The organism is Nocardia sp. NPDC006044, from assembly GCF_042871115.1.
Taxonomy (GTDB): domain Bacteria; phylum Actinomycetota; class Actinomycetes; order Mycobacteriales; family Mycobacteriaceae; genus Nocardia.
On record NZ_JBIAID010000004.1, the window covers coordinates 1,021,056 to 1,045,224 of the forward strand.

Sequence of the window (24,169 nt, forward strand, 5' to 3'; positions counted from 1 at the left end):
ATGACAACCGATGTGGCAGTGGAACTTTCCCCCGCGGACGGCTACGTGGCGTGGACGCAGCGCGCCAAAGCGCTGACCCGCGCACCCGGCGGACCCGGGATCGCGGTGCGGATGGCGCTGCTGGCCACCTACACCACCGACTTCCTCACCGAGTTGCTGCCGCTGGCGTGCGCTCGCGCGGGATTGACGCCGGAACTCCTGGAGTTCCCGTTCGGTCAGGTCGAGCAGGTGCTGCTCGCACCCCAAACATCTTTTCGCGAAGGCGATTACGTCGTTCTGGCCGGTACCCATCACGACGTGACCGGCACGGTCGACGAGACCGTCAACCGCTGGGTCGGGCTCTGGGACGCGGCCGCGCGTTCCGGTGTCCGGGTGGTGCAGCTCGGTTTCGCGCCGCCCGCCGTGGACGCCTACGGTCCGGCGGCGTGGCGCGCGCCGCAGTCGCTGTCGTATCGCGTCCGCGAGATCAACGCCCGCCTGGCCGAACAAGCCGCCGGGCGAGTGCTTTTCGTCGACGTCGAACAGCTCGCCGCTCAGGTCGGCCTGCGTCAGTGGGAAGATCCGCGCAGCTGGTATCGCGTGCGCCAGCCGTACGCGCCGGACAGCCTGCCCTGGCTCGCCGCCGCCATCGCCGACACGATCGCCGCCGACCGGGGCCGCTCCGCGCGCTGCGTCGTCGTGGACCTCGACGGGACGCTGTGGGGCGGCGTGCTCGGCGACGACGGCGTGGACGGCATCCGGGTCGGCACCGGCCCCGACGGCGAGGCGTTCGCCGACTTCCAGCGCTATCTGCGCGGGCTGACCGAGCGCGGCGTCCTGCTCGCCGTGGCCAGCAAGAACGACCGTGACCTCGCCCTGCGCGCCCTCGCCGAGGCGCCCGGCATGGTGCTGCGGGTCGCGGATTTCACCCACATCGTCGCCGACTGGCGGCCCAAATCCGAACAGCTGCAGGAGATCTCGGACAAGATCCGGCTCGGCCCGCACAGCTTCGTCTTCGTCGACGACAATCCGGCCGAATGCGCGCAGGTGGTCGCCGCGCATCCGGAGGTGCGCGCGCTGTGCCTGCCCGCCGCACCCGCCAGGTTCGCCACCGAACTCGCGGCCTTGCCCTGGTTGCATCCCGGCTCGCTGTCCAGCGAGGACTTCACCAGGCATCGCTCCTACCAGGCGCTGGCCGCCGCCGAGCGCACCGCTACGGACGACCTCGACGAATTCCTGGCCGGCCTGGAAATGGTGGCCACGATCGAACCGATCAACAGCACCACCCTCGACCGGGCCGCGCAGTTGATCGCCAAGACCAACCAGTTCAACCTGACCACCCGCAGGCACACCCAGACCCAGGTCCGGAAGATGGCCGAGGACCCGCAATGGTTCGCCGCCACGCTGCGCCTGCGGGACCGCTTCGCCGACCACGGCATCGTCGGTGTGCTGCTGGCCGAGGCGATCGGCGGCGCCGTCGAGATCGACACCCTGCTGCTCAGCTGCCGGGTGATCGGCCGGAACGCGGAAGACAATCTCCTTGCCGCTGCCGCCCAATGGGCACTGGCACAGGGCAGTTCGCGATTGGTGGGCCGGTATCTCCCGACCGCCCGCAACGCGCTGGTGCGCGACCTGTACCCCGGGCACGGCTTCGCCCTCGAAGCGGAGTCCGAACAGGGGTCGGTATTCGGTTACGACCTGTCGGGCGGCGCACTCGCGCCCAGCCCGCATGTGCGAGAGGCGCAGAGGCAACATGGCTAGTGATCTGATGGAGCAACTGCTCGAGCTGTTCGCCGAGGTGGTTGGCGAGCCGGCCGCGCACGGCCCCGACACCGTCCGCGACGACATGGAAACCTGGGACTCGCTCGCCCAGGTGCGCCTGGTCTACGCGGTGGAACGCGCCTTCGCGGTGGAACTTCCGGAGAGCACGCTCACCGCCGAACCCTCGCTCGCCGAGATCGCCGCGTCCGTCGCGGCCGCACGGCAGGAGCGGGTGTCATGAACTCCAGGGTCTTCCGGGTCACCGACACGGATGTGGCGACCTACGCCGCCGCCGTCGGCGACCGCAATCCGCTGCACGTGGACAACGACTTCGGGCACCGATCGCCGTACGGCCGCCCGGTCGCGCACGGCGCGCTGGTGGTCACCCTCGCCCTGGCCGCGCTGGCCGAGACCACCGATCCGATGGCGGTGCGCGACATCCGGGCGACCTTCCGCCAGCCCACGATTCCGGGCCGCCGCTACGAGGTGGACTGGACCGTGTCGGCGAGCGAGGCCCGCGGACGGGTCAGCTTCGGCGGCATCGAGGTGGTCGGCATCCGGTGCCGGCTCGGCTCGGTGCTGCCGTGGTGCGGTCCCGCCGCCGAAGATCAACCGCGCCGGGATGCGCCGCGGGTGCTCGGATTGGCCGACGTGGCCGGTGATTCCGCGCAGGCGCCGGGTGCGGAGCAGGGGGCGTACTCGGTCGACTATCCGTTGATTGCCGGTCTGGTGTCCCGGGTCATCGGCGGACGGGTTCCCGAACATGTTGCGGCAGTGCTGGGTTGGGCGAGCTACTGGACCGGGATGTGCACACCCGGCCGGGACGCGCTGCTCGTCGCGTGCGCCGTCGTGCTACACGGATCGGGTTCCGGCGCCGTCGAATTCGAGACGAGCGAACCCGAGGTCGATCGGCGATCCGGCCTGGTCACGGTGCGCGCGGGAATGCGCTGCGGCGCCAGCGCCGACGTCACCGTGCAGAGTTTGATCAGGGAGTCGGTGCCCGGACCGGATCCGGCGGAACTGGCGGCGATCCTGCCGCCTTCGGAGGCACTGGCCGGCCGCACCATCCTGGTGGTCGGCGGCAGCCGCGGGTTAGGTGCCGCGGTCTCACTGGGTTTGGCGAGTCAGGGTGCGCGCGTGCTGGTGAGCTGCACCCGCGCACCCGAGGTGCTGGCGGCCGCCTCGCATGCCTACCGGGATCGATTGTGGCCGGTACTCGCCGATGCCAGCGACGGCTGGGCCTTGGGCGCGGCGCTGCCGGAAGGCCCGCTGGACGGCGTGGTTCTGCTTGCCGCACCGGCGATTCCGACGCTGCCGCTGGCGCCCGACGCGGTCGAGACCGCCGCGCAGTTCATGGCCGCGAGCACCCGCCTGGTGTTCGCCCCGCTGTCGGTGTGCGTGCCCCGGCTGCGCAAAGGGGCGACGGTCGTGCTGATCTCGTCCGAGGCGGTGCTCGCGCCGCCGCGCTGGTGGCCGCACTACGCGGCGGCCAAGGCGGCGGTCGAAGGACTCGCGGAATACGTTGCGCGACACCACCCCTGGAATGTCGTGGTGGTCCGCCCGCCGCGACTCTGGACCGACCTGACGAACACACCGGGCGGACGTGCCGTGAGCAACCCCATCGCGCCCGTCGCCGCCGACATCGTCAACGCGTTCTCCGCGCAAGACGTTGTCGCCGGGGAAGTCTCGGTGCTCGGCGCCGCCGGTTGGGGCGCACCATGGCCAATTCTGAGTGAGGAGGTGCGGGATGCTGGAGATCACCGGACTGAACAAGTCCTACGGTAAGAGACAGGTCCTCACCGGGATCGATCTGATCGTGCGGCCGGGCGAGATCGTCGGGCTGCTCGGCCCCAACGGCGCGGGCAAGACCACCACGGCGTCGATCGTGTCCGGGCTCACCGCCGCCGATTCCGGCACGGTGCGCATCGACGGCATCGACATCCGCGCCAATCCACGCCAGGCGCGGCGCAAGCTCGGTCTCGCGCCGCAGGAACTCGGCGTGTACCCGACGCTCACCGCGGAGGAGAACCTGATCTTCTTCGGACGGCTCATGGGTGTCGGGCGCAAGGACCTGACCGCGCGCATCGGCGAGGTCGGCGAGCGGCTCGGGGTCACCCCCTTCCTGAAGACCAGGGCGCATCAGCTCTCCGGGGGTCAGCAGCGCAGGCTGCACACCGCGATGGCGTTGCTGCACGAGCCGGACGTGCTCTGGCTCGACGAGCCGACCGTCGGCGCCGACGTGTCGGCGCGGCAGGATCTGCTCGCCGAGGTGCGCAACCTGGCCGATCACGGCGCCGCCGTCGTCTACGCGACGCACTACCTGCCCGAACTCGAAGTGCTCGACGCCCGCGTGGTCGTCCTGCACCAGGGCCGGATCCTGGCCCAGGGGAGCGCGGCGGATCTGGTCGAGCAGTACGCGCAATCCGCGGTGAGCCTGGAGTTCTCTTCGGCCATCCCCGCGAGCCTCGGCGGCTTCCTCGCCGCACCGGGCGCCGTGGTGCTGGAGTCGAAGCGGTTGAAGATCCCGACCAATGCGCCGGGCCAACTGCTCGCGCAGCTGTTCGCCACCTTGGACACCGATACCGGCCAGCTGCTGGCCGCGGAGATCCATCACCCGAACCTGGAGAACGCGTACCTGGCGATCATGCGCGCGGCCCAGGACCCGGACGAGCCGCCCGTGGAAGGGATCCGAGATGCTGTTGCATGACTCTGCCGTCGATCGAGTACGCGCGCTGTCCTGGGCGGACCTGCGCCGCATTCGTTCCGATCCGGCCCAGCTCATCGTGATGATGGTGCTGCCGATCGGCATGATGGCGTTCCTGACCCCGGCCAACCGGGCGCAGTTGCGGCTGACCGGGTACTTCGACGCGACCGGCATCGAACAGTCCGGGCCGGGCACCATCGTGTTGTTCGCGTTCTTCATCACGACCCTGCTCGGGGCCTCGTTCTTCCGCGAACACGAGTGGGGGACCTGGGATCGGCTGCGGGCCGCGCCGGTGCGGGCGGTCGAGGTGATCATCGGGAAGTCATTCCCGTCGGTGCTGTTCTCGGTGTTCCAGCTGACCTTCCTGTGGGTGGTCGCGTTCACGTTCTGGGATCTGCACAGCAAGGGGTCGACCTGGCTGCTGGTTCCGCTGACCGCGTCGCTCGCCGTCGCCACCTGGGGCTTCGGCATCGCGCTGGTGTCGTTGTGCCGCAGCATCGATCAGCTGGCGATCATGGCGCAGGTGGGTTCGCTGGCCATCGGCGGACTCGCGGGCACCATCACCCCGCGCGACACGCTGCCCGCGTGGGCCCGCGCGTTGTCGCCGTACACGCCGCAGTACTGGGCGCTGAAGGGATACCAGGACGTCATTCTGCACGGCGCCGGGTTCGGCGACATCGTCGAGCCGTGCCTGATCCTGATCGCCGTCGGTGTGGCGGGCGGACTGGTCGCGCTGTTCAAGTTCCGGCTCAATCACACCAAGATCGGGCGGAGCTGAGCCGGTTACTCGATCGGCTGGGTGATCGCGTTGTGCTCGTCGTTGATCAGGTGGAACGCGGACGCCAAGTCGTCGAGCGCGGTCTGCCAGAGCGATTCGGTGCCGTCGCCGTGCGGGTTGCCGCTGCTGAGCGAGAGCAGCACCTGCGCGGCCTCGGCGGCGCGGGCGGCGGCGTCGAGCAGCACCGGGGCCTGGTCCGAGGTGTCGCGCGGAGCCAGCGCGTCGATCCGGTTGTGCAGCCAGTGCGCGTCGAAATGAGCCTGCTCGGTGGCGTTTTCGCCGTCCAGCGCGGGCTGGGTGCTGGCCGCGGTCCAGCGGCGGGCCAGCTCGTCCTGATCCGGCGCGTTGGTCACCGCGCTGCGCAGTTCGCTGCTGAACACCCGCTGCAGCAACGCCGCCAGCTTGGCGCGTTCGACGGCGGTGTCATGGTGCGCGGGGGCATCGGCGTCGCCTGGGTCGATATGCAGCACCGCGAGAATTGCCCTCAGTTGCGCGATCGTGGCCACTCAACCCCTGCCTTGTCCTGACTCGCCGAGCCGCTCTCGGCTACCACCCGACCCCCGGTACCCCGAACGATTAACCAAATGATAGCCGCACGGTGTCAGTGCGGCACCGCAAACGCGGCGCGAATCGCGCGCGCATGGACTGCTGCGCAACCGATCTCGACGCCGAACCCTGGTTGAACATCGAACTGCCGCTCCCCGCGCCGGTGGCGGCGGGACGCACTGGCGGGTGGATACGTGCCCATCGTGACCTCATTCCGAAACGTCGATGCCTTCACATCTAAGTTCGGTTTGCTGCCCCCTCTGGATTGTCGGCACGCCGAAGCAATATCGGGACGGGGTGGGTCAGGGGCGGCTGTACGTCGACGCGACCATGTCCAGGACCAGATCCTGGAGTAGTCGGCGGGTCGCGTGCGCCTGCGCGATCAACGGCTCCGACGAGCCGTCCTCGGCCAGCTCGACGAGCTGATTCATCAGATGACACACGGCAACCAGCCGTCGTACGGCTTGCCGCCGCTCCCCGCAGGTGAGGTCGGTACGCATAACGTCCCAATCGCGCCACGCCCACGGATCGTTTCGTGTCGCCGCGCCGCCACCGAGATCGGTTATGGCGTCAGATCCAGTACCGCTGTGCCGTCGGTGAAGTCGGTCGGGACCGAGGTGTGGTCGTGCACGATGCGCCACTGTCCGTCGCGTTTCCGGAAGCAGGCGGTCCAGCGGAGCCAGATGTCGGCGTCCTGGCCGTCGACCATCGTGCCCATCATGTGATTGAGGCTGCGGCTGAAGGCGAGGTCCGCGCCGAGGGTGATGTCCAGTTCGCGGATCTCGAAATAGATGGGCCCGGAGAAGTTCGCGAACGTCTCCTCCCACGGCTTGCGATAGGTGTCCGTGCCGATGTACTGCAACGGCGGCGCGATGTCGAACGACACCGTGTCCGCGGCGTGGATCGCCATCGCGGCGTCGACGTTCCGGGTGCGGAACGCCTCCACCCATTTATCGATCAATCCGCGGATCTCCGCCTCATCGGGCGTTGTCGTAGGCGTCATCGTCCACCTCGAGCTTCCCCCACGGCCACCCCGACGACCAGCAGGTAGGTTGTTCGACCAGGACCCACACCCTGCCAGAGCCCACCGACAACTTCGCCCGGCAGCGGGTTTGCTAGCCGGTCAGCGACTGGGTGCCGAGGACGGTGAGCAGTGCGAGGCGTTCGGCGTCCTCGGTGCCCGGCTCGGCGGTGTAGATCATGATGCGGAGGTCGCTGCCCGCCACCGTGAGGACGTCGCAATCCATCGTGACCGGACCTACTCGTGGGTGGTCGATCGTCTTCTGGGCGGCCTCGCGGCGGCCGACCGCGCCGGAGTCCCACAGTTCGGTGAATCGGGCGCTGGTGGCGCGCAGGTCCGCGATGAGTTTGCGCAGGCGCAGGTCGGCCGGATATTGGGCGGCGGCGGAACGCAGGTCGGAGACCAGGGAGATCTCGTGTGCGCGGGTGGCCTCGGGGGTGCGCCGGGCGGGGATGCCGGGGCCGGCGAAATGCCGCCACACGCCATTGCGGTCGGGGTCGTTGCGTGCGGGAGGTTCACCCATCAGCGCCGCGTACGGCTGGTTGAACTGCAGCAATGTCCAGGCGGCGTCGTAGACCGCGACGGGCGTTCCGGTCAGCCGGTCGAGCACCCGCTGCACGCTCGCGGTGACGTAGGTGGGCACGGTGTCCGGGTCCGGCAGGGCCAGACCCGCCAGCCGGAACAGATGCGCGCGTTCGACCGCGGACAGCCGCAACGCCCTGGCCAGCGCCTCGACCACCTGCGTCGACGGGTTGGACGCGCGGCCTTGCTCGAGCCGCGTGACGTAGTCGACGGAGATGCCCGCCAGCATGGCCAGCTCCTCGCGGCGCAGACCGGGCGCGCGCCGTTGCCCACCGGTGGACAGCCCGGCCGCCTCGGGCGGGACCCGGTCGCGCCAGCGCCGCACCGCCTTCCCGAATTCCGCTGTCGCCATGGTTCTCAGTCTGCCCGCGCGCCGGTTCATGTGCCTGGTATCAGCAGTCCCAGGAAGGACAGACGACTGGTTGACCTGGCGGTACGACGCGAGTCTGGACGCATGACAACGACATTGATCACCGGAGCGAACAAGGGCCTCGGCTTCGAGACCGCCCGCCGGCTCGTCGCGGCGGGCCACACCGTCTACCTCGGCAGCCGGGACGCCGAACGCGGCCGCCTGGCCGCCACCCAAGTGGGTGCGCGGGCGGTGGTCATCGACGTCACCGACGACGCGTCCGTTGCCGCGGCGGTGAAAACCATCGACGCCGACGGCGGTTTGGATGTGCTGGTCAACAACGCGGGCATCGCGGGCATCGAAGCACAGTCGCTGGACGGGGCCGAGATCGGCGCCGCGGTGGTGACCGCCGACGAGATGCGGACGGTGTTCGAGACGAACGTCTTCGGCCTCGTCCGGGTGACCCACGCGTTCCTGCCGCTGCTGCACCGCTCCGCCGCGCCCGTCGTGGTGAATGTGAGCAGTGGCCTGGCGTCCCTGGCGAATGCCGGCACGCCCGGCGCTCCCGCCTACTTCTATACGGGAGTCGCGTATCCCGCGTCCAAGTCCGCGGTCAACATGGTCACCGTGCAATACGCCAAGGCGTTCCCGAACATTCGGATCAACGCGGTCGAGCCCGGCTATACCGCGACAGATCTGAACGGGCACAGGGGCACTCAGACCGTCGAGGAGGGTGCCGAGATCATCGTCCGGATGGCGCAGGTGCAACCCGACGGGCCGACCGGAGGCTATGTCGATGCCGCCGGAACGTTGCCGTGGTAGTCCTTTCACGATCCCTCAGCTGAGTGCCGTTGCGGCGGAATTCATTCCGCTTGCCTGCCGCGGTCCGACGCCGCAGTATTCCGGTATGCGATTCTCGATCAACATTCCGAACTTCGGGGACTTCGCCGACGCCCGGACGGTGGCCATGGCCGCCCAGGCGGCGGAGGAAGCAGGCTGGGACGCGCTCTTCATCTGGGATCATGTGGTCCTCGACAAGAAAGAACGCCGAGGTCAACCGTTCGGCGACCCCTGGATGCTGCTGACCGCGGCGGCGCTGGCGACCTCCCGCCTGAAGCTCGGCACCCTGGTCACCCCGGTGGCCCGCCGGCGGCCGGAACAGCTCGCCCGCCAGGTCGCCACCCTGGACGCGCTCAGCGGCGGCAGAGTCATCTTCAGCGCCGGCCTGGGCGGACCGATCGAGGACGAGTTCGGCAGCTTCGGCGAGCCGACCGACCCCGTCCTGCTCGCCGAGCGCCTCGACGAGGGCCTGGACCTGTTGCAGCGCTACTGGTCCGGCGAACCGGTCGACCACGACGGCAAGCACTATCAGGTCCGCGACGTCACCCTGCTCCCCGCCGCCACCCAGCGCCCCCGCCCGCCGGTCTGGATCGCCGGCTTCTGGCCGCACCGCCGACCCATCCGCCGGGCCGCCCGCTGGGACGGCGTCGTCCCCCTGTTCGGCGGCGGTCACGGCAACCCCCCGCCGCTCGACGAGCTCCGCGACCTCCTCGCGTATCTCGATGAACAACGAAAAGACTCCAGCCCCAACAACTTCGAGGTGGTGATAGGCGGCATCACGCCCGGCGACCCCACCAAAGCCCGCGATCTGGTCGCCCCCTTCGCCGAAGCCGGTGCGACCTGGTGGGACGAACGCCAACTGATGACCACCCCCGCCCTGCACCGCCTGGCCCCGGTGATGCGCCGAATCAACCAGGGCCCACCCACGCTGTAGTCAGCGGCGGCGGCGGGGCGGCGAGGTCCGGGCGCCGAGTTCGCCTGCGGCCATGATCAATCCGCCGACCGCGAAGATGGCGAAACCAGCGCCCGGGGTGCTCTGGGAGTTGTGCTGGCTGATGCCGATCATCATGATGGCCCAGCCGAAGGCGGCGATCGCGCCACCGATCCACAGGCAGGCTTTGGTCCATCCCGGGGCCCCGGAGATGTCGTCAGGTTGTGGCGCGTAGTAGTCGTAGGTGTTGATGTCTCGGCCCGCGACGTGGCCGTCTCCGGGGCCGCGGGCGACCGCCCAGCCGTCGCGGCTGCTCGCGGTGTAATTGCCTTGGGCTCGGTCGAGTTGGTCGCGCAGGTCGGCCAGTTCGCGCGCGAATCGCTCGTCGGCCGCGGCGGCCCGCTCGATGGCCGCCGCGACCCGCTCTCGGGTTCGGATACTGTCGGGATTCTCGGTGAGGTCGGCGACCGGGCCGCGACCGAGGCGGCGGGTGACCGCCGTGGACAGGGCGGTCAGGCCCTGATCCAGCGAGCGATCCGCCCATCTACTTCCGGCTCCCCCTATCGTCGCGGCCAGATACGCGGCGATTACCATTCCATCGATCATGCCCTTCTCCTTCGGCCACCCGGGGCATTTCAATCATCTAATCGTCGCAGTAATTTCCTTTGTTTCAAGTGTCATTGTCTCGAATTGGTTTGTGAGCGTATGTAATTGGCGACCGACGGGTCGGTGTTCAGCCGAACCAGTGGGCGAGGGCCGCTTCGAGTGGTTGGTCATCGGTGGCGGACCAGGCGATGTAACCGTCGGGGCGGATCAGGACGGTGGGGGTGTCGTCGTCGGCCTTGGCGGTGACGTGGTCGACCCGGTCGGACCAGCGGTCGATCGAGCGGGGTGTGTCATCGAGCGAGAGCAGCAGGCCGCGACCGGAATGCATCAGCCGGCTCACCCGGGTCGGGCCGTCCTGGGTGGTCAGGTCGAGGTCGATCATGCGTGGGCCGAGTCCGGCGTATTGGGTGTCGAGGCCCGACATCATGCCCGAGATGAAATAATTGGTGTCCGGTAGCCGGAGCAGGTCGGTGAACATGTCGCGGACCGCGCCGATGTTCTCGTCCTGCATGGGATTCAGGATCACGCCCTGGGCGCGGGTGGTGCGCAGCACTCGGGCGGCGACCGGGTGGCGCTCGTCGTGATAGCTGTCGAGCAGGCCCTCGGGCGCCCAACCCTGCACTGTCGCAGCGAGTTTCCACCCCAGGTTGACGGCGTCCTGGATGCCGAGGTTCACGCCTTGGCCGCCGATCGGCAGGTGAATGTGGGCCGCGTCCCCGGCGAAAAGTACCCTGCCCTCGCGATAGCGCTCGACCTGCCGGGTGGCATTGCTGAATCGGGAGGCCTCGCGCAACTCACCAACTTTCGTCTCTGATCCATACACCGCCTCGAGTGCCTCGTTGACTTCCGCTGTGGTGACGGGCGTTTCGCGATCGGGTCGCACATCGGAGTTCTTGCCGAAGATCAGCCGGTACAGATCCCCCTCGATGGGGTGCAGGGTGGTGAAATATCCGTTGGCGGACTTGACGTACCGGCTGAAATGCTCGGAAGTGGTTGGCACGGTGGCGGATCGGGACGCGAGCGTGAGATCCGCGACCACCGACGACATCGTGCCCGCGGTCCCGGGGAAGGGGACCCCGAGCAGCTTTCGGACCGTGCTGTGCCCGCCATCGCACGCGACCAGGTAACTACCGCGAACGTCCCCGGCCGTGACGCCGGTGGAATCCTGTTCGATCGCGGACACGTCGACTCCCCGCAGCACCGGCACGCCCTGGTCGAGGAGGAGCTGTTCGAGGAACGCCTCGAGCCGGGTCTGCGGGATGGACACCGGATACGGATGGCGAGTCCGCCACGGCCGGCAATCCAACTCGACCGGAAGCCCGGCGAAATGCCCGCCGAACTCGCCGCGCGGCAGCGAACGGTCGAGCAGCGGATCGAGCATTCCCCGCAGGTCGAGTACTTCCGCGGTCCGCGGCTGCAGCCCGCCTGCCCTGGACTGCGCGCTCGGTGTGAGCCGCTTCTCCAGCACCACCACCGGCACTCCGGCCAGGGTCAGCTCATTGGCCAGCATCAACCCGGTCGGGCCTGCCCCGATCACGATCACTTCGGTTTTCACGTCATCCTCCAAAAGTAGACTCGATGCAACAATACACTCGATCTACCAATGCGCTAGAGTGTGACCATGACCGAACCGACCGGCCTGCGCGAACGCAAGAAGATCCGCATCCGCGAGCAGATCGCGGCCACGGCCATCCGCATGTTCCTCGAATCAGGCTTCGATCAGGTCTCCGTCACCGATATCGCCAAGGCGGCCGACGTCTCCCGCCGCACCCTGTTCGCGTACTTCGCCACCAAGGAAGACCTTGTCCTGCAACGGTTCGCCGACCATGAGGAGGAGACGGCCCGCACCGTCCGCGCGCGCCGCCCCGATCAATCACCCTTGGACGCGTTGCGCGAAGCGCACCTGGACGCGCTGCGGCGGCGCGACCCGAACACCGGCCTCAACGACACCCCCGAGATCATGGCCTTCCTCCGATTGGTCTTCGGCACGGAGACTCTCGCCGCAAGGCTGATGCGCTACTCCGCCCGCGGCGTCGCGACCCTGGCGGAAGCGTTGCGCGACAACGGCTTCGACCCGCTGACCGCCCGCCTCCTGGCCGCCCAGATCATCGTGACCTACCGCGAACTCATCCTCATGAACCACGAATCCCTGGTCGGCGGCGAGTCCGCCGCAGCCCGCTACCCAGAAGCCGTCCGAGCCGTCAACCACGCCTTCGACCTACTGCAGGACGGAGTGAAATCCCTTCCCGCGTAGTCGCTCTCCATCGGAAGCGGATTACTGTCCCGCGCGGTCGCACTGAGTGCGGCGCTGCCCGGCCGAATCATGGGCTGAGGTGTCGAGTTCTCCGGCGCCGCGTCATTGCACTTGATGGCGTGAATATGGCTGGTGTGGGCGAGGTTTCACGGATGGGGTGAGGGGTGGTCGATCTGTTCGCGGAGGATGTCGCCGTGGCCGGCGTGGCGGGCGAATTCTTCGATCATGGCGAGCAGGGTCCAGCGCATGCTGACGGTGCCTTCGGGGGGGTTGTGTTTGGTGGCGTCGAGGTCGAAGCGGGCGGCGATCTCGCGGGATCGTTGGCTGGCTCGCTCGAATTCGGCGATCACGTCGGCCAGTGATTCGTCAGCGGTGACGGTGAAGGTGCCTTCGTCGCGTTTCGAGTATCCGTCGCAGTCGGATTCGCCGAGTCCCGCCCAGAATCGCTGGAACCAGATCCGTTCCGCCGCGGCGGCGTGTTTGATCACCGAGATCGGGGTCGTCAAGGAGGCGACGAGTCGCCGGCGGGCGTCGGTCTCGGAGAGGCCGCGGACGGTGGCGATGAGTGCCGCGCGGTTGTGGTCGAGCGTGTTCTCGATGAGCTGCCGCTCGGTGCCGGTAGTGATTCTGTTGATAGTCAAGGGGTTTCACTCCATTCGTACATTGGTTGAGCTCCGGGCCGTCTTATCGGTCGGGGCATGACGGGTAGACGAGGTTTCAGCTACGGATCTCGATCCAGGGACATCGCGTCCGGGGATGGAGGCGAGCCGGGGAGCATTCGATGTGCGCGCCGCGAAATGCGTACTGAGAGTGGCGATGCGGGCAGATTCACACCGCAGCCAGGGGACCGAGCACCGAACTCGGTGCCGTCGAGTCACAGTATTACACAACCTGATTTGCGGCTCGACGGTGTTGAGTAGATACCACTCGCCCGAACGCGATGACCAGAGCGTGGCGGATCCCGGCGACACCCGTGGGTGCGTATTCGGCAGAGGCCGATGTGCGCTGACGGCGCGGACAGCGTGCGCTTGTGGGTCGGCGTGGCGGCCATGGCGGGGGCTGGCTGGAGGGGTGGGGGTTACGATCGGGGCGATGCGTATCGACTTGATGCTTGATTCGTTGGATGGGCTGTCGGTGGGGGACTCGTTGGGGCAGGAGTTTCCGGTTATGCGGCGGTCGATTCGGGATGTTCGGGGTGGGAATCTATCGGCGGGGCCTTGGGGGTGGACGGATGACACCGAGATGGCCTGCACGGTGGTGGCCGAGTTAGGGGCCAGGGGTGGGATTGATCAGGATCGGCTGGCTGCTGCTTTTGCGCGGCGGTTCGATCCGGGGCGGGATTACGGGTTCATCGCGGTCAGTACGTTGCGTCGGATTCGGGACGGCGCGGCGTGGCGGGAGGTGGCGGGGGCGGCGTATGACGGGCAGGGGTCGTGTGGCAATGGTGGTGCGATGCGGGTCGCCCCGTTGGGCGCGTATTTCGCCGATGATCCGAAAAAGGTTGTAGCCGAGGCGATTCGATCGGCACAGGTGACGCACATGCATCCGGAAGGGGTGGCGGGCGCGGTGGCGGTGGCGCTCGCGGCAGGTCAGGCCGCGCATGCCCGGCTGACCGGAACCCGGCCGACGCCAGCGGAATTCATCACCACTGTGCTCGACCACCTCGGCGACGGCGCGACGAGCCGGCTGATTCGCCACGCTCGCGCCCTGCTCGGCGCCCCGGCCGAACAGGCGGCGGCCGAACTCGGCAACGGATCTCAGGTCACCGCGCAGAACACGGTGCCGTTCACGATGTGGGTCGCGGCAACGCATCTGGCCGACTACCCGTCCGCGATCACGACATGTATTGCGGCAGATGGCGATATCGACACAACCAGCGCCATCGTCGGCGGCATCGTCGCCGCCTACACCGGCACCGCCACCAACTCGGGCCCGACCATCGGCGTCCCGCCGGCCTGGCTCGCCGCGCGCGAACCCCTGCCACAGTGGTTCGATCCGGCCCGCTGGCCCAGGCGCCGCAAGAACCCTTTTCGACGCTGGCTCCCCGGCGCATCGTGAGCCGACCCGCTTCGCGTGAACGGACCGGCGCACACCCATAGGTCGTCGGGCGCAATCGACCAGAGTCAAAAGGTCGCTGCCAGAGATCATCGAACGACCTTTTGACTCGGCTCGATGCTGCCCGGCGTTCACCGGCGCGCGTTCGGACTGAGTGCGGGGGCTAGCGCGCCCCGGGGATAGAATCGAGCGGTCGCAGGCAGGTCCGCTCCTGCGCACATCTGGGTGAGTTCGAGGGAGGTCGGCCATGCCGGCCGAATTCCTGCAGCACGCGACCACCGCTGCGGTCGGTGCGGTGCCGATCTATCTGGTCTTCATCGCGATCGAGGTGATCGCGGTCCGCCTGCTCGATGCGCGCCCACAAGGCCGAGCCGGAAAAGGGTATAGCCTCGTCGACACCATCGATAGCTTCGCCCTCGGGATCGGCTCGGTGATCATTCATGGCATTACGCAAATAGGCCCGCTGGTCGGGGGTATTTCGGCACTCTACGCTCTGACGCCGTTGAAGATGCCGACGTCGCAGTGGTGGAGTTGGACGCTCCTGCTGATCGGCTACGACCTGCTCTACTACCTGCGCCATCGCGCCAGCCACCGGGTTCGGCTGATGTGGGCCGGGCATCAGGTGCACCATTCGAGTCAGTATTTCAATCTCGCGGTCGCATTACGCCGGAAATGGGCGCCGCCATGGCAATTGGCCTTCAACATCCCGCTGGCGCTACTCGGCTTCTCCCCGGCGATGATCGGCGTCGTCATCACCGTCGACCTGACCTACCAGTTCTTCCTGCACACCGAAACCATCGGCCGACTGCCCCGCTGGTTCGAATTCGTCTGCAACTCGCCCTCGCACCACCGAGTCCACCACGGCAGCGACCCCGACTACCTCGACCGCAACTACGGCGCCTTCCTGATCATCTGGGACCGCATGTTCGGTACCTTCGTCCCCGAAACCCACCCCGCCACTTACGGACTCGCGCACCCCATCGACAGCACGAACCCACTGACCATCGGCGTCAGCGGCTATCGCGACATCCTGCGCGACCTGCGTGACTCCCACACCCTGCGCGAACGACTCGCTTGCGTGCTCCGCTCGCCCAGCTGATCGACACACGGGGAGCGGGCTGAACTGGCCGGTCTCAGCGCCCCCACCCGTTCCACGCGGCATTTCGGCCTGTCGTTGCTCCGCGCTGCCGCCGGATGCCTGATCGGATCGCATGCGGATCCGTGAACACTTGGATAGACCGCGCCTGACCCACGGGACAACAGCGCCGGCGTCGGACCCCGCAGCCGACGCCGACGCCGCTGTCGCCCCTTCGTCAGACCGGACTCTCGTGCATGGCGTCAACCGGTCGGCCGTGCGCTCTCGCAAAACCAGAAGCGAAACCGCGCAGAGGACGACGGTGATCGCTTCGGCGATCACGCTCAGGGCTGCTTGCGGCGCAGGTTGCCAGCCGATCTCGATGAAGCCGAAAAGCCCGGTGGTGCGGGACAATACGAACGCCGTCAGCGCGCCGACCGCAAGCAGGCCGGCGGCCACGCGCAACGTCCACGGCCCGACGATCACCAGCAGGGCGAGCGCGAACGAGGCCGCGGCTTGGAGCAGGAAGGACGGGCCGATGAGGTGGATGTAGCGGTAGCCGTGGTCGTAGAGGTCGGCGTGGAGGAAACCGCTGACCGCGAGGCTGATGCTGATACCCACGCGCACAAGCAGATCGGCGGCCGGAAAGCTCTGCCTCATTTGAGCGTCTGCTCCTTGATCGCCAGCATCTGCTGTCCCTTCTGGTAGGTCACCTCACGAATGCCCAAGGCGTCGTGCAGCTTTCCGGCGGGCAGGGTAACCGGCTTGGGTACCGGCCCGTCGCCGGGCTTCGGCAGGGGATAGGCCGTGGTGGTACCGCTGTAGAAGGTGATGTTGCCCTCGGTCTTCGTGAACAGCTGGTGCACATGCCCGTTGAGGCAGGTGACCGAGGAGAACCGCTTCAGGTAGCTCAGCGCCTGAGTGGCATCGTCGGTACCCCAACCCCATTGGGGGTACATGGCGAACAGCGGAATATGACTGAACACCACGATCGGTGTGTCGCTGGACAACCCGGCCACGTCCTTGCGCACGAACTCCAGCTGATCCTGCCCCAGATGTCCGAGATTCTGCAGGTTCAGCGTGTTCACCAGGGCGATCAGGTGCACGCCTGCGATGTCGAAGCTGTACCAGCCGTCGCCGCGGGTGCCCTTGCCGAACGCGGAAAGGTACCGCTGCCCGCCGTCGTCGGTCGAATCGTGTTCGCCCGGAACGGTGAACACGTGCGGGGTGTCGAGCCCCTTCATCATCTGCGCGACCTGATCGAACTGGTCCGGGGTGGCCAGATGGGTGAGGTCGCCGGTGTGGATGACGAAATCGGGTTGGTAGCCGAGCGCGTTGACCTGCCCGATGGCCTCGGTGAAGGTATCGGTCACGTTGGCATTGGCCGTCCCCTGGAAGCCGATGTGGCTGTCGCTGAGCTGTGCGAAGCGCAGCGTCGGCCGATTGTCCGCCGCCGCGCTCGGCGCGCTGCCCGCGACGTGGGAGATGACCTCGCCCCCGACCACGGTCAGCCCGACCGCGGCGCCGAACCAGGCACTGTGCCGAATCAGTTGCCGCCGGGTCATGCCGTGCGGGTCCTGGTGTCCGGTCATGGGGTAACCACCACCGTCGCCTTCATGAACGGATGGATCGAGCAGATGTAGGCGAACGTGCCCGCCTTGGTGAAGGTGAACGTGTAGGTTGCCCCGGCACCCATCCCGGGCGAGTGGAATCCGCCGTCGGTGGCGGCGACGGTGTGCGGCTCCTCGTCGTGATTGACCCAGGTCACCGTCGTGCCCGCCTTGACCGTGAGGGTCGCGGGCGTGAAGGCGAAACCGTCGATGTTCACGGCGTTCGGTCCGGCCGGTGCGGCGCCCCGCGTCGGTGGCGGCATCGACATTCCGGGCATGCCGCCGGGCGTCGCGCCGCCGGGTGGGAACCCGGGAGTTTCGGTGCCGGAAGCGAATACGGGGGTCGGCGCGGAAGTGTCCGGGCTCGCGCCACCGCAGGCACTCACCGTCGCCATCAGTGCTGCCGCTGCGACGGCGACTGTCATTCGCTTGCCAGGGATACGTTTCATCGATCCGGTCCTCCATCCGGGGATGACCCGCGGGATGCGGGCCTCTCACCGACAGATAGCGAACGGGGTTACACCGGCGGCGATCTCAGCCGGGCTGGGTCGGGGCGAATACCTCTATCGTGCCGTTGTTCTCGCGCACCTCGAGCCGGGGCAACGGTGTCGGCGCGATCGGCAGCTGATGCTCGAGCACCCGCCCGTCGGCGGCGAACGAGGTGCTGTGACACGGGCAGCGGAGCCGGGCGACGGGCGCGTCGAGCCACAGCTTGCAGCCCTGATGCGTGCACACGCCGGACACCGCCGTGGCAATCCCGTTGACGCGCCGCACGAATCCGCTCAGCGTGCCGACATCGAAATGAATGATGCCGACCTCCGGTAGGTCGGAACTCGCCGCGATCGCGTGCCACGCGCCGTTGTTCGGTGTCAAAATCTCCTGGGCCGCAGTCTCGTTCGCCGACCGATCGGTCACGGCGTGGTCGATCGCCGCGCCGGCGGCCGCCGCTACCGCGGCCGCCGAGGTGCCGATCAGCACGTTCCGCCGCGCGGTGGATCCATCCGGACGGGATTCCGTTGCGGCGTCATTCATTTCGGCAGCGAGCCGCCGGTGCAGATCGGCCAGGAATTCCTCACTGGGCGCTTGACTGCCGAGCCGCGCGGCCCGCAGATCGATGGCGGTCCGCATCTGCTCGGCCTGCTCCGCATCGGGCCGGAACGATCGGGGACGGCGCCCGGCTAGCAACTGCTCGACGTAGCGCCGCACGTCTCGCCCGCTCACCGCGCACCTCCCGCACTCTTCCGCGCCGCCAGCTGTAAAGCTCGATGCTGCAGCACTTTCGCGTTCGCGACGCTGACGCCCAGCGTGTTGGCCGCGTCGCGCACCGACAACCCTTGCAGGAACCGTAGTTCCAGAATCCGCCGATAGCGATCCGGGAGCCGCTCGAGCACGGCGCGTGCCCGCGCCGTGGAGACCGGGTCCGGTGGTTCCGGATCTGGCCGATCGTCGACGATGTCGTCGTCGATCGTGGTGATCTCCCGTCCCATTCGCGTCCGCCAGTATCCCGCCAGCACGGTGCGCGCGGTGGCCCGCAGATAGGCGCGCACCTCGGGAACGCTCGCCGACACCCGCAACGGCCGCAGCGCGGCCATGAACACCTCCGCGGTCAGATCCTCGGCGTCCGGCCGGTTGCCCACCTTGCTGAACATCAGCGCGAACACCCAGGAGACGTTGTCCCGGTATACCGCCTCCCAGTCCGGATAGCCGTCACCGGAGACCAGCCGCAGCTCCCGGTCCGCCCCGGGTTCCTCCCGTGCGGGCCCGGCTCCCGTTCGTCCCACGATGCCCACCTTCTGCGCCGGTGTAACCACGCTCCCTACTAGGTAGTGCACGGGGTTACACGCCCGGCAGTTCAAAGGTGAGCACGAGCCGGCCCGCAAACGACAACTGCGCCACCTGAATCAGGTGGCGCAGTCGGTCGCGCGTCACTGGATTATATTGCGCCCCAGCATCTTCGACGCTTACTTCGCGGCGTTCTCCCGCTTGGGCAGCTTCCAGCCCGGCCGCGGGAAGTGGCAGGTGTATCCGTCCGGGTACTTCTGCAGGTAGTCCTGGTGCTCGGCCTCGGCCTGCCAGAACTCGCTCGCCGGCGTCACCTCGGTGACCACCTTGCCCGGCCAGAGGCCGGAGGCGTCCACGTCGGCGATGGTGTCCAGCGCGACCTGCTTCTGCTCCTCGTCGAGGTAGAAGATGGCCGAACGGTAGCTGCTGCCGATGTCGTTGCCCTGCCGATCCTTGGTGGTCGGATCGTGGATCTGGAACAGGAACTCCAGCAGCGCACGGTAGTCGGTCTGCGCGGGGTCGTAGACGATCTCCACGGCCTCCGCGTGGCCCGGGTGGTTGCGGTAGGTGGGGTGATCGTTGCGGCCACCGGTGTAGCCGACTCGCGTCGACAACACCCCCGGCTGCTTACGGATCAATTCCTCCATGCCCCAGAAACATCCGCCGGCCAGAATCGCCTTGCGCGTGTCCGTCACGCGTCCTCCTTCGTGAACAGGGTCCGGTACTGCGCGTACCCTTCCGCCTCGAGGTCGTCGAGGTGGACGAAACGCAGTGCCGCCGAATTGATGCAGTACCGCAGGCCGCCTTCGGCCTTCGGCCCGTCGGTGAAGATGTGCCCGAGATGGCTGCCACCGTGCGCCGAACGCGCCTCGGTGCGAATCATCAGATGGCTGAAGTCTCGCTTCTCGACCACATTCGCGGCGTCGATCGGCTTGGTGAAACTCGGCCAGCCCGACCCGCTGTCGAACTTGTCGACCGAGGCGAACAACGGCTCACCGGACACCACGTCGACGTAGATGCCAGGTTCGTGATTGTCCCAGTATTCGCCCGTGAATGCGCGCTCGGTCCCGTTCTCCTGGGTGACGTGATACTGCTCGGGGGACAGGGCGGCGACGGCCGCGGGATTCCTGTTGTATTCCGGTGCCACATGACCTCCTCATATCGGCCCCACGTATAACCCGGGCTCCAGGTGGGAAAGTCCCCGCGTGGCCGGACGTCACACTTCGGTCATCATTGTCCGCCATTCAGTGTGCCGCGTCGACGAATGCCCCGTCTACCAGCAGCGGAACCGTCCGGCCCGCGTCGATTTCGGTCGCGACGGCGACATCGCCGGCGAATCCGATGCCGGCCAGCTCGCGGCCGGAGGCGCAGTGCTCGATCAGCGACGGCACGTCGGCGGTCGCGTCGTAGGTGGTCTTGGCCGCCGAGGCTTCCGGCGACAGTGGTCCGGCGCCGTGCGCGGCGAGCGCCGAGATGACCGCGGCGGCCCCGAACCAGTCCTCGATCGCGGGCCGCAGCACGTCCTGACCCGGCCAATGCTCGCCCGCGGCGATGACCGCGATCGGCCGCTCGACGGTGCCCCAGCCCTGCCGGACGATCCAGCGGGCGACCGCGGACGCGTTCCGCAGGCAGGCCGCGAGCACCGGCACCCCGGTGACCGCGGCCGAAATCGCCGATCCGTTCGGCGACGGCAGCACCAGGCGGGCCGGAGCGGGCGCCTGGCGTAGCGCCGCGGGCGACAGCGACCACGGCTGCTGCTCGGACACCGCCGTGCGCCCGACAGCCAGCCGTGCGTCCTGCTCGGTCGCGAACGCCGCGGCGGTCTCGTTTCGCCACGGGTAGGGAAACACCCGAGTGCCCGCGTCGACCGCGACCGATACCGATGTCGTGAACGACAGCACGTCCACTACAACGACTGCCGCGCTATCGGGGCCTAGCGCCCGCGCACCCGCCAAACCCCAATCGATCCGCACTCCCCACGGACGTTGTTTCGACCAGTCGGGAATCTCCGGCATCGGTTCTGCGAATTCTCGTTGGTCAGAAGAAGTACGCGGTGCCCGAGGAACTTCCGGTCCCGTAACCCATGCTCTTCAGCCAGTTGCGGAAGTTGATCAGGGCATTGCCGACCGGCCCCGGATCGGAGCACGAACCGCCGACCGAGGAGAAGGTGCACCCGTCGTCCGCCACCGCGGACACCCCGGGCTGGTTGCCGGCACGCTGCCCGCTGTCCGCGGACGCGGTCGCGGATCCGGCCAGCACACCGGCGACCACGCCACCGGCCACCAGCGCACCGCTGATTCCACGTTTCCACTGCACGTTGTCAATAGATGTACCCATTCGTACGAAGCTACCGCACCGCGCAGTGAAACCGTTTGTCCCGCAGTGCACCCCAACTCTGGGGTCTCGCGGAATCCGGCGATCGGTGCAGCTAGCCCAGCCGGGCGTTATCGATCACGACCGGTTGGGCCGGCAGGCCGTCCCGCTCACCGCGTTCGGTTGGCGTGATGCCCGCGGCGACGATCCGATCCAGCACGTCCATTCCGCTCACCACCTGGCCGAGCACCGAATAATTGGCCGGAATATGCGCGAACGAGTGGACGATGAAGAATTCGCTGCCGTTGGTACCGGGACCCTGATTGCCCATCGCGACCGTGCCCCGCTCGTAGGTCTCGGTGCCGTCGACCTCGTCGGGGAACTGGTAGCCGGGGCCGCCCTTCTCCACCTCGTAGATGTCGCCGCACTGCAAGACGCCGAGGCGGGCGCTGTCGGTCAGCCGCCAGCACTGGCTCTGATCGTAAAAGCGTTGCAGCACCAGGCTTGCCATGTTCTGCGCGGCACACGGCGCGGCCCCGGCCCGGTTCAGCCGCACGGTCACCGGCCCGTAGTTGAACTGGAAGGTCACGTCCATGGTGCCGACGGCGAGCGCGACCGGCGGCGGCGACACCACCGGCCGGGCCGCGGCGTTGTCCGGCGCGGTCGGAGTGAAGCTGCACGACACCACGGGCGGCCCGGCCGAGGCCGGAGCCGTGCCGGCTACCAGGCCGGACAACGATAGGACGGAGATGGCGAGCGCAGCGCCCCAGCGTGAATTCATAGCGTGCAAACTAGCCGATAATGCCGAATCGAGCTCACTAACGCGACAATTCGCTCATTATCGCGCAGCGGTGATCAATGGGGTGAGGCCGTCGGCGCCGAAGAGGGGCTGGGATTCGGTGACTTGCCTGCCGTTGACGAAGACCGACGGGGTGGAGGTGATGCCGCCGGCGAGGAGTTCCTTGGTCTTCGCGCGCAGGTAGGGGTCGTACTTGCGATCGGTAATGCATTGGGACACTGTGGGATCGGTGTAACCGGCGTCCCTGGCGAGCTCCACCAGCCGCTCGTCGGGCAGCCCGTCACCGCCCTCGGCGGGCTGGTTCTGGAACATCGCGGCCAGCCAGCCCTGGTACTTCGACGGGTCGGCTTCGGCGACGCAGTAGGCCGCGTTGCCCGCGCGCGACGAGTACTGGGTGGTCGACGCGCGGTCCAGGAACGAGATGATGTTGTACTCGACGAGGGCCGAACCGCTGGTCGCGGCGTCCTCGAGCACCTTGGCGTTGGCCTTCTCGAACATCTGGCAGGCCGGGCATTGCAGGTCGGCCACGACGCGCACGACGACCTTCGCGGCCGGGTCGCCGATCCGGACCCCGCCGTTGTCGGTCACGCCCGCCGGGGTGGCGGGCAGTTGCTCGGCCATGGGGAGCGGGCTGGCGCTCTGGACCGGTTTCGGCGTGCCGATGACGTCCTTGGTGAGGTCGCGCGCCACGATCCCGACGCAGACCGCGGCGACGAGGGCGAACAGCACGCCGCCCGCGATCAGCGCGGCCAGCACCTTGCGATTGTGCGCCTCGCGCTCCGGCTCCGATGGGAGGGTGGACCAGCCGTCCCGCGTGGTGTTCACGTGTATTCCCCCGTGCCTCTCGCCAATTCAACAGTTTCGCTCCGTCACGATAGTGGGTGCCGAACCTGTTTGGTGACGTTGACCGGGTGCAGTACACATCCAGTACCGGTGCGCCGCACGGCGGCGAATACTCGCTTGACCCCGGCCCGAACCGGAAAAGTAGGGTGGGCCCGTGATTCGCACAGCCGCGTTGGCCCACATCAGGGATCGTCGTCTGCTGCAGGCGCGATCGATCGGCAAGGACATCTTCTACATGGCGGGCGGGAAGATAGACCCCGGCGAGACGCCCGAGGGGGCACTGCGTCGCGAGGTGCGCGAGGAACTCGGCGTCGGCGTCGTGTCCTTCGACGAGCTGGGCGTTTTCACCGCCCAGGCGGTCGGCTACGCGCCCGGCACACAGCTGCACATGACCTGCTTCACCGCCGAACTGGACGGTGAACCACAGCCGACCAGCGAGATCGCCGAGCTGCGCTACTTCACGGTCAGCGAGTACGCCGCGATGGACCACGTCGCGCCCGGCTCGATGCTGGTGTTCCGCAAGCTGCACGAACTCGGCATCGTCGACTGGTAGGGGTATCAGATCAATAAGCCTGCGGCACAAGTCCATTGAGCCGCAGGCCGTTGAACGCCTTCCGTGTCGTCGGTCAGAACAAGGACTGTGCGTCGGCCGCGATGAAGAATCCGTGACCGGCCTGATCGCACCGGATCCCCGCCTGCGTCGACGTGCACGCGGTGCCGCGGACGATGAGCGTCTGTCCGTAGCCGAGCACCTTGCCGCCGCCCTTGCTGCCGCCGTCGAGCGGCGGGCCGACGAAAATGCCCTGGCTGGTGCAGAGGAACTTCGCCTTGCCGCCCACGATCTGCGCCGCCACCGCACGGTTGGCGCGGGTGCCGCAATCGGGCAACTCGGCCGGGACCACCGACGCCTGCGCCAGTTGGCAGCCGGTGCCGAGGGAGTCGGCCTCGACGAACCCGCACATGATGTTCCCGCTGGGTGACTGGAAGTAGTACTTGTCACCGCTCTGATAGTCGCGGGCGTCGACGGTCGCGTCGTCGCGGCTCGGCAGCTTCGTGGTGGCGTCGGCGCCGCCTGTCTGCGGCGCCGCGGTCGCAGTGCCCTTCGGCGGACCGTCCGAACCGGCGCCCGCGGGACCCGGGACGCTCGTGCCCGGGGAGTTGCTCGCAGCGGGACTCTTCGCGTTGTCCGAACACCCGGTCAACGCGCCTATCGCGGCAACCGCCGCGAACGCCAGAACAATTGCCTTCATGTCGTCTCCTCCGTCGATCCACCCCAACGATCTTGTTGAGCATCGATCGGCCGAGGTGAGTCGTTACTTCGGCAGGGCAACAGGGGGAGTC

General features: G+C 67.9%; 30 protein-coding genes. 12 read left to right on the forward strand and 18 right to left on the reverse strand.

The features are described from left to right. Genes ACFYO1_RS35690 through ACFYO1_RS35710 form a run of 5 tightly spaced genes read left to right on the forward strand, consistent with a single transcriptional unit; the run spans window position 1 to window position 5,222 of the window. Entirely contained in the window at window positions 1-1,740 is a 1,740-nt protein-coding gene (locus ACFYO1_RS35690; RefSeq protein ID WP_387241229.1) for an HAD-IIIC family phosphatase, read from the forward strand. After that, complete coding sequence (locus tag ACFYO1_RS35695; RefSeq protein WP_387241232.1) at window positions 1,733-1,981, forward strand: acyl carrier protein; 249 nt, start codon at window positions 1,733-1,735, stop codon at window positions 1,979-1,981. The genes ACFYO1_RS35690 and ACFYO1_RS35695 overlap by 8 nt, the downstream gene beginning before the upstream one ends. Next, window positions 1,978-3,525 carry an SDR family NAD(P)-dependent oxidoreductase gene (locus ACFYO1_RS35700; protein WP_387241235.1) on the forward strand — a complete coding sequence of 516 codons (1,548 nt, stop codon included), beginning with the start codon at window positions 1,978-1,980 and terminating at the stop codon, window positions 3,523-3,525. The genes ACFYO1_RS35695 and ACFYO1_RS35700 overlap by 4 nt, the downstream gene beginning before the upstream one ends. Further along, window positions 3,488-4,447: an ABC transporter ATP-binding protein gene (locus ACFYO1_RS35705; protein WP_387241238.1), complete on the forward strand. Its 960-nt coding sequence runs from the start codon at window positions 3,488-3,490 to the stop codon at window positions 4,445-4,447. Before ACFYO1_RS35700 ends, ACFYO1_RS35705 begins: the two co-directional genes overlap by 38 nt. Further along, on the forward strand, window positions 4,434-5,222 hold the full coding sequence (locus tag ACFYO1_RS35710) for an ABC transporter permease (RefSeq protein WP_387241241.1): 789 nt from the start codon (window positions 4,434-4,436) through the stop codon (window positions 5,220-5,222). The genes ACFYO1_RS35705 and ACFYO1_RS35710 overlap by 14 nt, the downstream gene beginning before the upstream one ends. Window positions 5,223-5,227: 5 nt before the next feature. On the opposite strand, the gene ACFYO1_RS35715 is transcribed toward ACFYO1_RS35710, so the two are convergent. The 4 genes from ACFYO1_RS35715 to ACFYO1_RS35730 form a co-directional block, all read right to left on the reverse strand. After that, on the reverse strand, window positions 5,228-5,728 hold the full coding sequence (locus ACFYO1_RS35715) for a hypothetical protein (protein ID WP_387241244.1): 501 nt from the start codon (window positions 5,726-5,728) through the stop codon (window positions 5,228-5,230). Window positions 5,729-6,070: 342 nt separating this feature from the next. Continuing rightward, window positions 6,071-6,268, reverse strand: coding sequence for a hypothetical protein (locus ACFYO1_RS35720; protein ID WP_387241247.1), 198 nt, complete (start codon window positions 6,266-6,268; stop codon window positions 6,071-6,073). A gap of 62 nt (window positions 6,269-6,330) precedes the next feature. Continuing rightward, window positions 6,331-6,771: a YybH family protein gene (locus tag ACFYO1_RS35725; protein ID WP_387241250.1), complete on the reverse strand. Its 441-nt coding sequence runs from the start codon at window positions 6,769-6,771 to the stop codon at window positions 6,331-6,333. A gap of 112 nt (window positions 6,772-6,883) precedes the next feature. Further along, window positions 6,884-7,723, reverse strand: a complete 840-nt coding sequence (locus ACFYO1_RS35730) for a helix-turn-helix transcriptional regulator (protein ID WP_387241253.1) — start codon at window positions 7,721-7,723, stop codon at window positions 6,884-6,886. A 102-nt stretch (window positions 7,724-7,825) separates the two neighbouring features. Between ACFYO1_RS35730 and ACFYO1_RS35735 the strand changes: the two genes are divergently transcribed. Next, the gene (locus tag ACFYO1_RS35735) at window positions 7,826-8,542 is read left to right on the forward strand and encodes an SDR family NAD(P)-dependent oxidoreductase (protein WP_387241256.1); all 717 of its coding nucleotides are present in this window, start codon (window positions 7,826-7,828) and stop codon (window positions 8,540-8,542) included. Window positions 8,543-8,627: 85 nt separating this feature from the next. After that, window positions 8,628-9,494: an LLM class flavin-dependent oxidoreductase gene (locus tag ACFYO1_RS35740; RefSeq protein ID WP_387241259.1), complete on the forward strand. Its 867-nt coding sequence runs from the start codon at window positions 8,628-8,630 to the stop codon at window positions 9,492-9,494. Here ACFYO1_RS35740 and ACFYO1_RS35745 read toward each other — a convergent pair whose 3' ends face one another. Both ACFYO1_RS35745 and ACFYO1_RS35750 read right to left on the reverse strand, forming a co-directional pair. Continuing rightward, complete coding sequence (locus tag ACFYO1_RS35745; protein WP_387241262.1) at window positions 9,495-10,097, reverse strand: hypothetical protein; 603 nt, start codon at window positions 10,095-10,097, stop codon at window positions 9,495-9,497. 127 nt (window positions 10,098-10,224) lie between these two features. Beyond that, window positions 10,225-11,652, reverse strand: a complete 1,428-nt coding sequence (locus ACFYO1_RS35750) for an FAD-dependent monooxygenase (RefSeq protein ID WP_387241265.1) — start codon at window positions 11,650-11,652, stop codon at window positions 10,225-10,227. Between the two features lie 66 nt (window positions 11,653-11,718). On the opposite strand from ACFYO1_RS35750, the gene ACFYO1_RS35755 reads away from it, so the two are divergent. After that, window positions 11,719-12,351, forward strand: coding sequence for a TetR family transcriptional regulator (locus ACFYO1_RS35755; RefSeq protein ID WP_387241268.1), 633 nt, complete (start codon window positions 11,719-11,721; stop codon window positions 12,349-12,351). 146 nt (window positions 12,352-12,497) lie between these two features. Here ACFYO1_RS35755 and ACFYO1_RS35760 read toward each other — a convergent pair whose 3' ends face one another. Beyond that, a complete protein-coding gene (locus tag ACFYO1_RS35760; protein WP_387241271.1) occupies window positions 12,498-12,992 on the reverse strand; it encodes a DinB family protein in 495 nt (164 codons plus the stop codon). Window positions 12,993-13,458: 466 nt separating this feature from the next. Here ACFYO1_RS35760 and ACFYO1_RS35765 point away from each other — a divergent pair, with 466 nt between their 5' ends. From ACFYO1_RS35765 to ACFYO1_RS35775, 3 genes are all read left to right on the forward strand, one after another. Continuing rightward, window positions 13,459-14,409 carry an ADP-ribosylglycohydrolase family protein gene (locus ACFYO1_RS35765; protein WP_387241705.1) on the forward strand — a complete coding sequence of 317 codons (951 nt, stop codon included), beginning with the start codon at window positions 13,459-13,461 and terminating at the stop codon, window positions 14,407-14,409. A gap of 244 nt (window positions 14,410-14,653) precedes the next feature. After that, window positions 14,654-15,505: a sterol desaturase family protein gene (locus ACFYO1_RS35770; RefSeq protein WP_387241274.1), complete on the forward strand. Its 852-nt coding sequence runs from the start codon at window positions 14,654-14,656 to the stop codon at window positions 15,503-15,505. Between the two features lie 342 nt (window positions 15,506-15,847). Then, entirely contained in the window at window positions 15,848-16,189 is a 342-nt protein-coding gene (locus ACFYO1_RS35775) for a hypothetical protein (RefSeq protein WP_387241276.1), read from the forward strand. On the opposite strand, the gene ACFYO1_RS35780 is transcribed toward ACFYO1_RS35775, so the two are convergent. From ACFYO1_RS35780 to ACFYO1_RS35825, 10 genes are all read right to left on the reverse strand, one after another. Continuing rightward, complete coding sequence (locus tag ACFYO1_RS35780; protein WP_387241279.1) at window positions 16,138-17,073, reverse strand: metallophosphoesterase family protein; 936 nt, start codon at window positions 17,071-17,073, stop codon at window positions 16,138-16,140. The genes ACFYO1_RS35775 and ACFYO1_RS35780 overlap by 52 nt on opposite strands. Next, window positions 17,070-17,540, reverse strand: a complete 471-nt coding sequence (locus tag ACFYO1_RS35785) for a cupredoxin family copper-binding protein (protein ID WP_387241282.1) — start codon at window positions 17,538-17,540, stop codon at window positions 17,070-17,072. The genes ACFYO1_RS35780 and ACFYO1_RS35785 overlap by 4 nt, the downstream gene beginning before the upstream one ends. Window positions 17,541-17,625: 85 nt before the next feature. Beyond that, complete coding sequence (locus ACFYO1_RS35790; RefSeq protein WP_387241285.1) at window positions 17,626-18,312, reverse strand: ubiquinol-cytochrome c reductase iron-sulfur subunit; 687 nt, start codon at window positions 18,310-18,312, stop codon at window positions 17,626-17,628. Next, window positions 18,309-18,875: an RNA polymerase sigma factor gene (locus ACFYO1_RS35795; RefSeq protein ID WP_387241707.1), complete on the reverse strand. Its 567-nt coding sequence runs from the start codon at window positions 18,873-18,875 to the stop codon at window positions 18,309-18,311. The genes ACFYO1_RS35790 and ACFYO1_RS35795 overlap by 4 nt, the downstream gene beginning before the upstream one ends. Window positions 18,876-19,052: 177 nt before the next feature. Then, complete coding sequence (msrA, locus tag ACFYO1_RS35800; protein WP_387241710.1) at window positions 19,053-19,520, reverse strand: peptide-methionine (S)-S-oxide reductase MsrA; 468 nt, start codon at window positions 19,518-19,520, stop codon at window positions 19,053-19,055. Window positions 19,521-19,564: 44 nt separating this feature from the next. Next, window positions 19,565-20,020 carry a peptide-methionine (R)-S-oxide reductase MsrB gene (gene msrB / locus ACFYO1_RS35805; protein ID WP_378723910.1) on the reverse strand — a complete coding sequence of 152 codons (456 nt, stop codon included), beginning with the start codon at window positions 20,018-20,020 and terminating at the stop codon, window positions 19,565-19,567. A gap of 97 nt (window positions 20,021-20,117) precedes the next feature. Further along, entirely contained in the window at window positions 20,118-20,888 is a 771-nt protein-coding gene (locus ACFYO1_RS35810) for a 2-phosphosulfolactate phosphatase (RefSeq protein ID WP_387241288.1), read from the reverse strand. A gap of 22 nt (window positions 20,889-20,910) precedes the next feature. After that, entirely contained in the window at window positions 20,911-21,210 is a 300-nt protein-coding gene (locus tag ACFYO1_RS35815) for a hypothetical protein (protein WP_387241291.1), read from the reverse strand. Between the two features lie 91 nt (window positions 21,211-21,301). Further along, window positions 21,302-21,967, reverse strand: coding sequence for a peptidylprolyl isomerase (locus ACFYO1_RS35820; RefSeq protein WP_387241294.1), 666 nt, complete (start codon window positions 21,965-21,967; stop codon window positions 21,302-21,304). 57 nt (window positions 21,968-22,024) lie between these two features. Beyond that, window positions 22,025-22,810: a DsbA family protein gene (locus tag ACFYO1_RS35825; protein WP_387241297.1), complete on the reverse strand. Its 786-nt coding sequence runs from the start codon at window positions 22,808-22,810 to the stop codon at window positions 22,025-22,027. A gap of 172 nt (window positions 22,811-22,982) precedes the next feature. Here ACFYO1_RS35825 and ACFYO1_RS35830 point away from each other — a divergent pair, with 172 nt between their 5' ends. Further along, window positions 22,983-23,381 (forward strand): NUDIX domain-containing protein, encoded by a 399-nt coding sequence (locus ACFYO1_RS35830; protein ID WP_387241300.1) that lies wholly within the window; start codon window positions 22,983-22,985, stop codon window positions 23,379-23,381. 73 nt (window positions 23,382-23,454) lie between these two features. Here ACFYO1_RS35830 and ACFYO1_RS35835 read toward each other — a convergent pair whose 3' ends face one another. After that, window positions 23,455-24,078 carry a DUF6636 domain-containing protein gene (locus tag ACFYO1_RS35835; protein ID WP_387241303.1) on the reverse strand — a complete coding sequence of 208 codons (624 nt, stop codon included), beginning with the start codon at window positions 24,076-24,078 and terminating at the stop codon, window positions 23,455-23,457. Window positions 24,079-24,169: the final 91 nt, after the last annotated feature.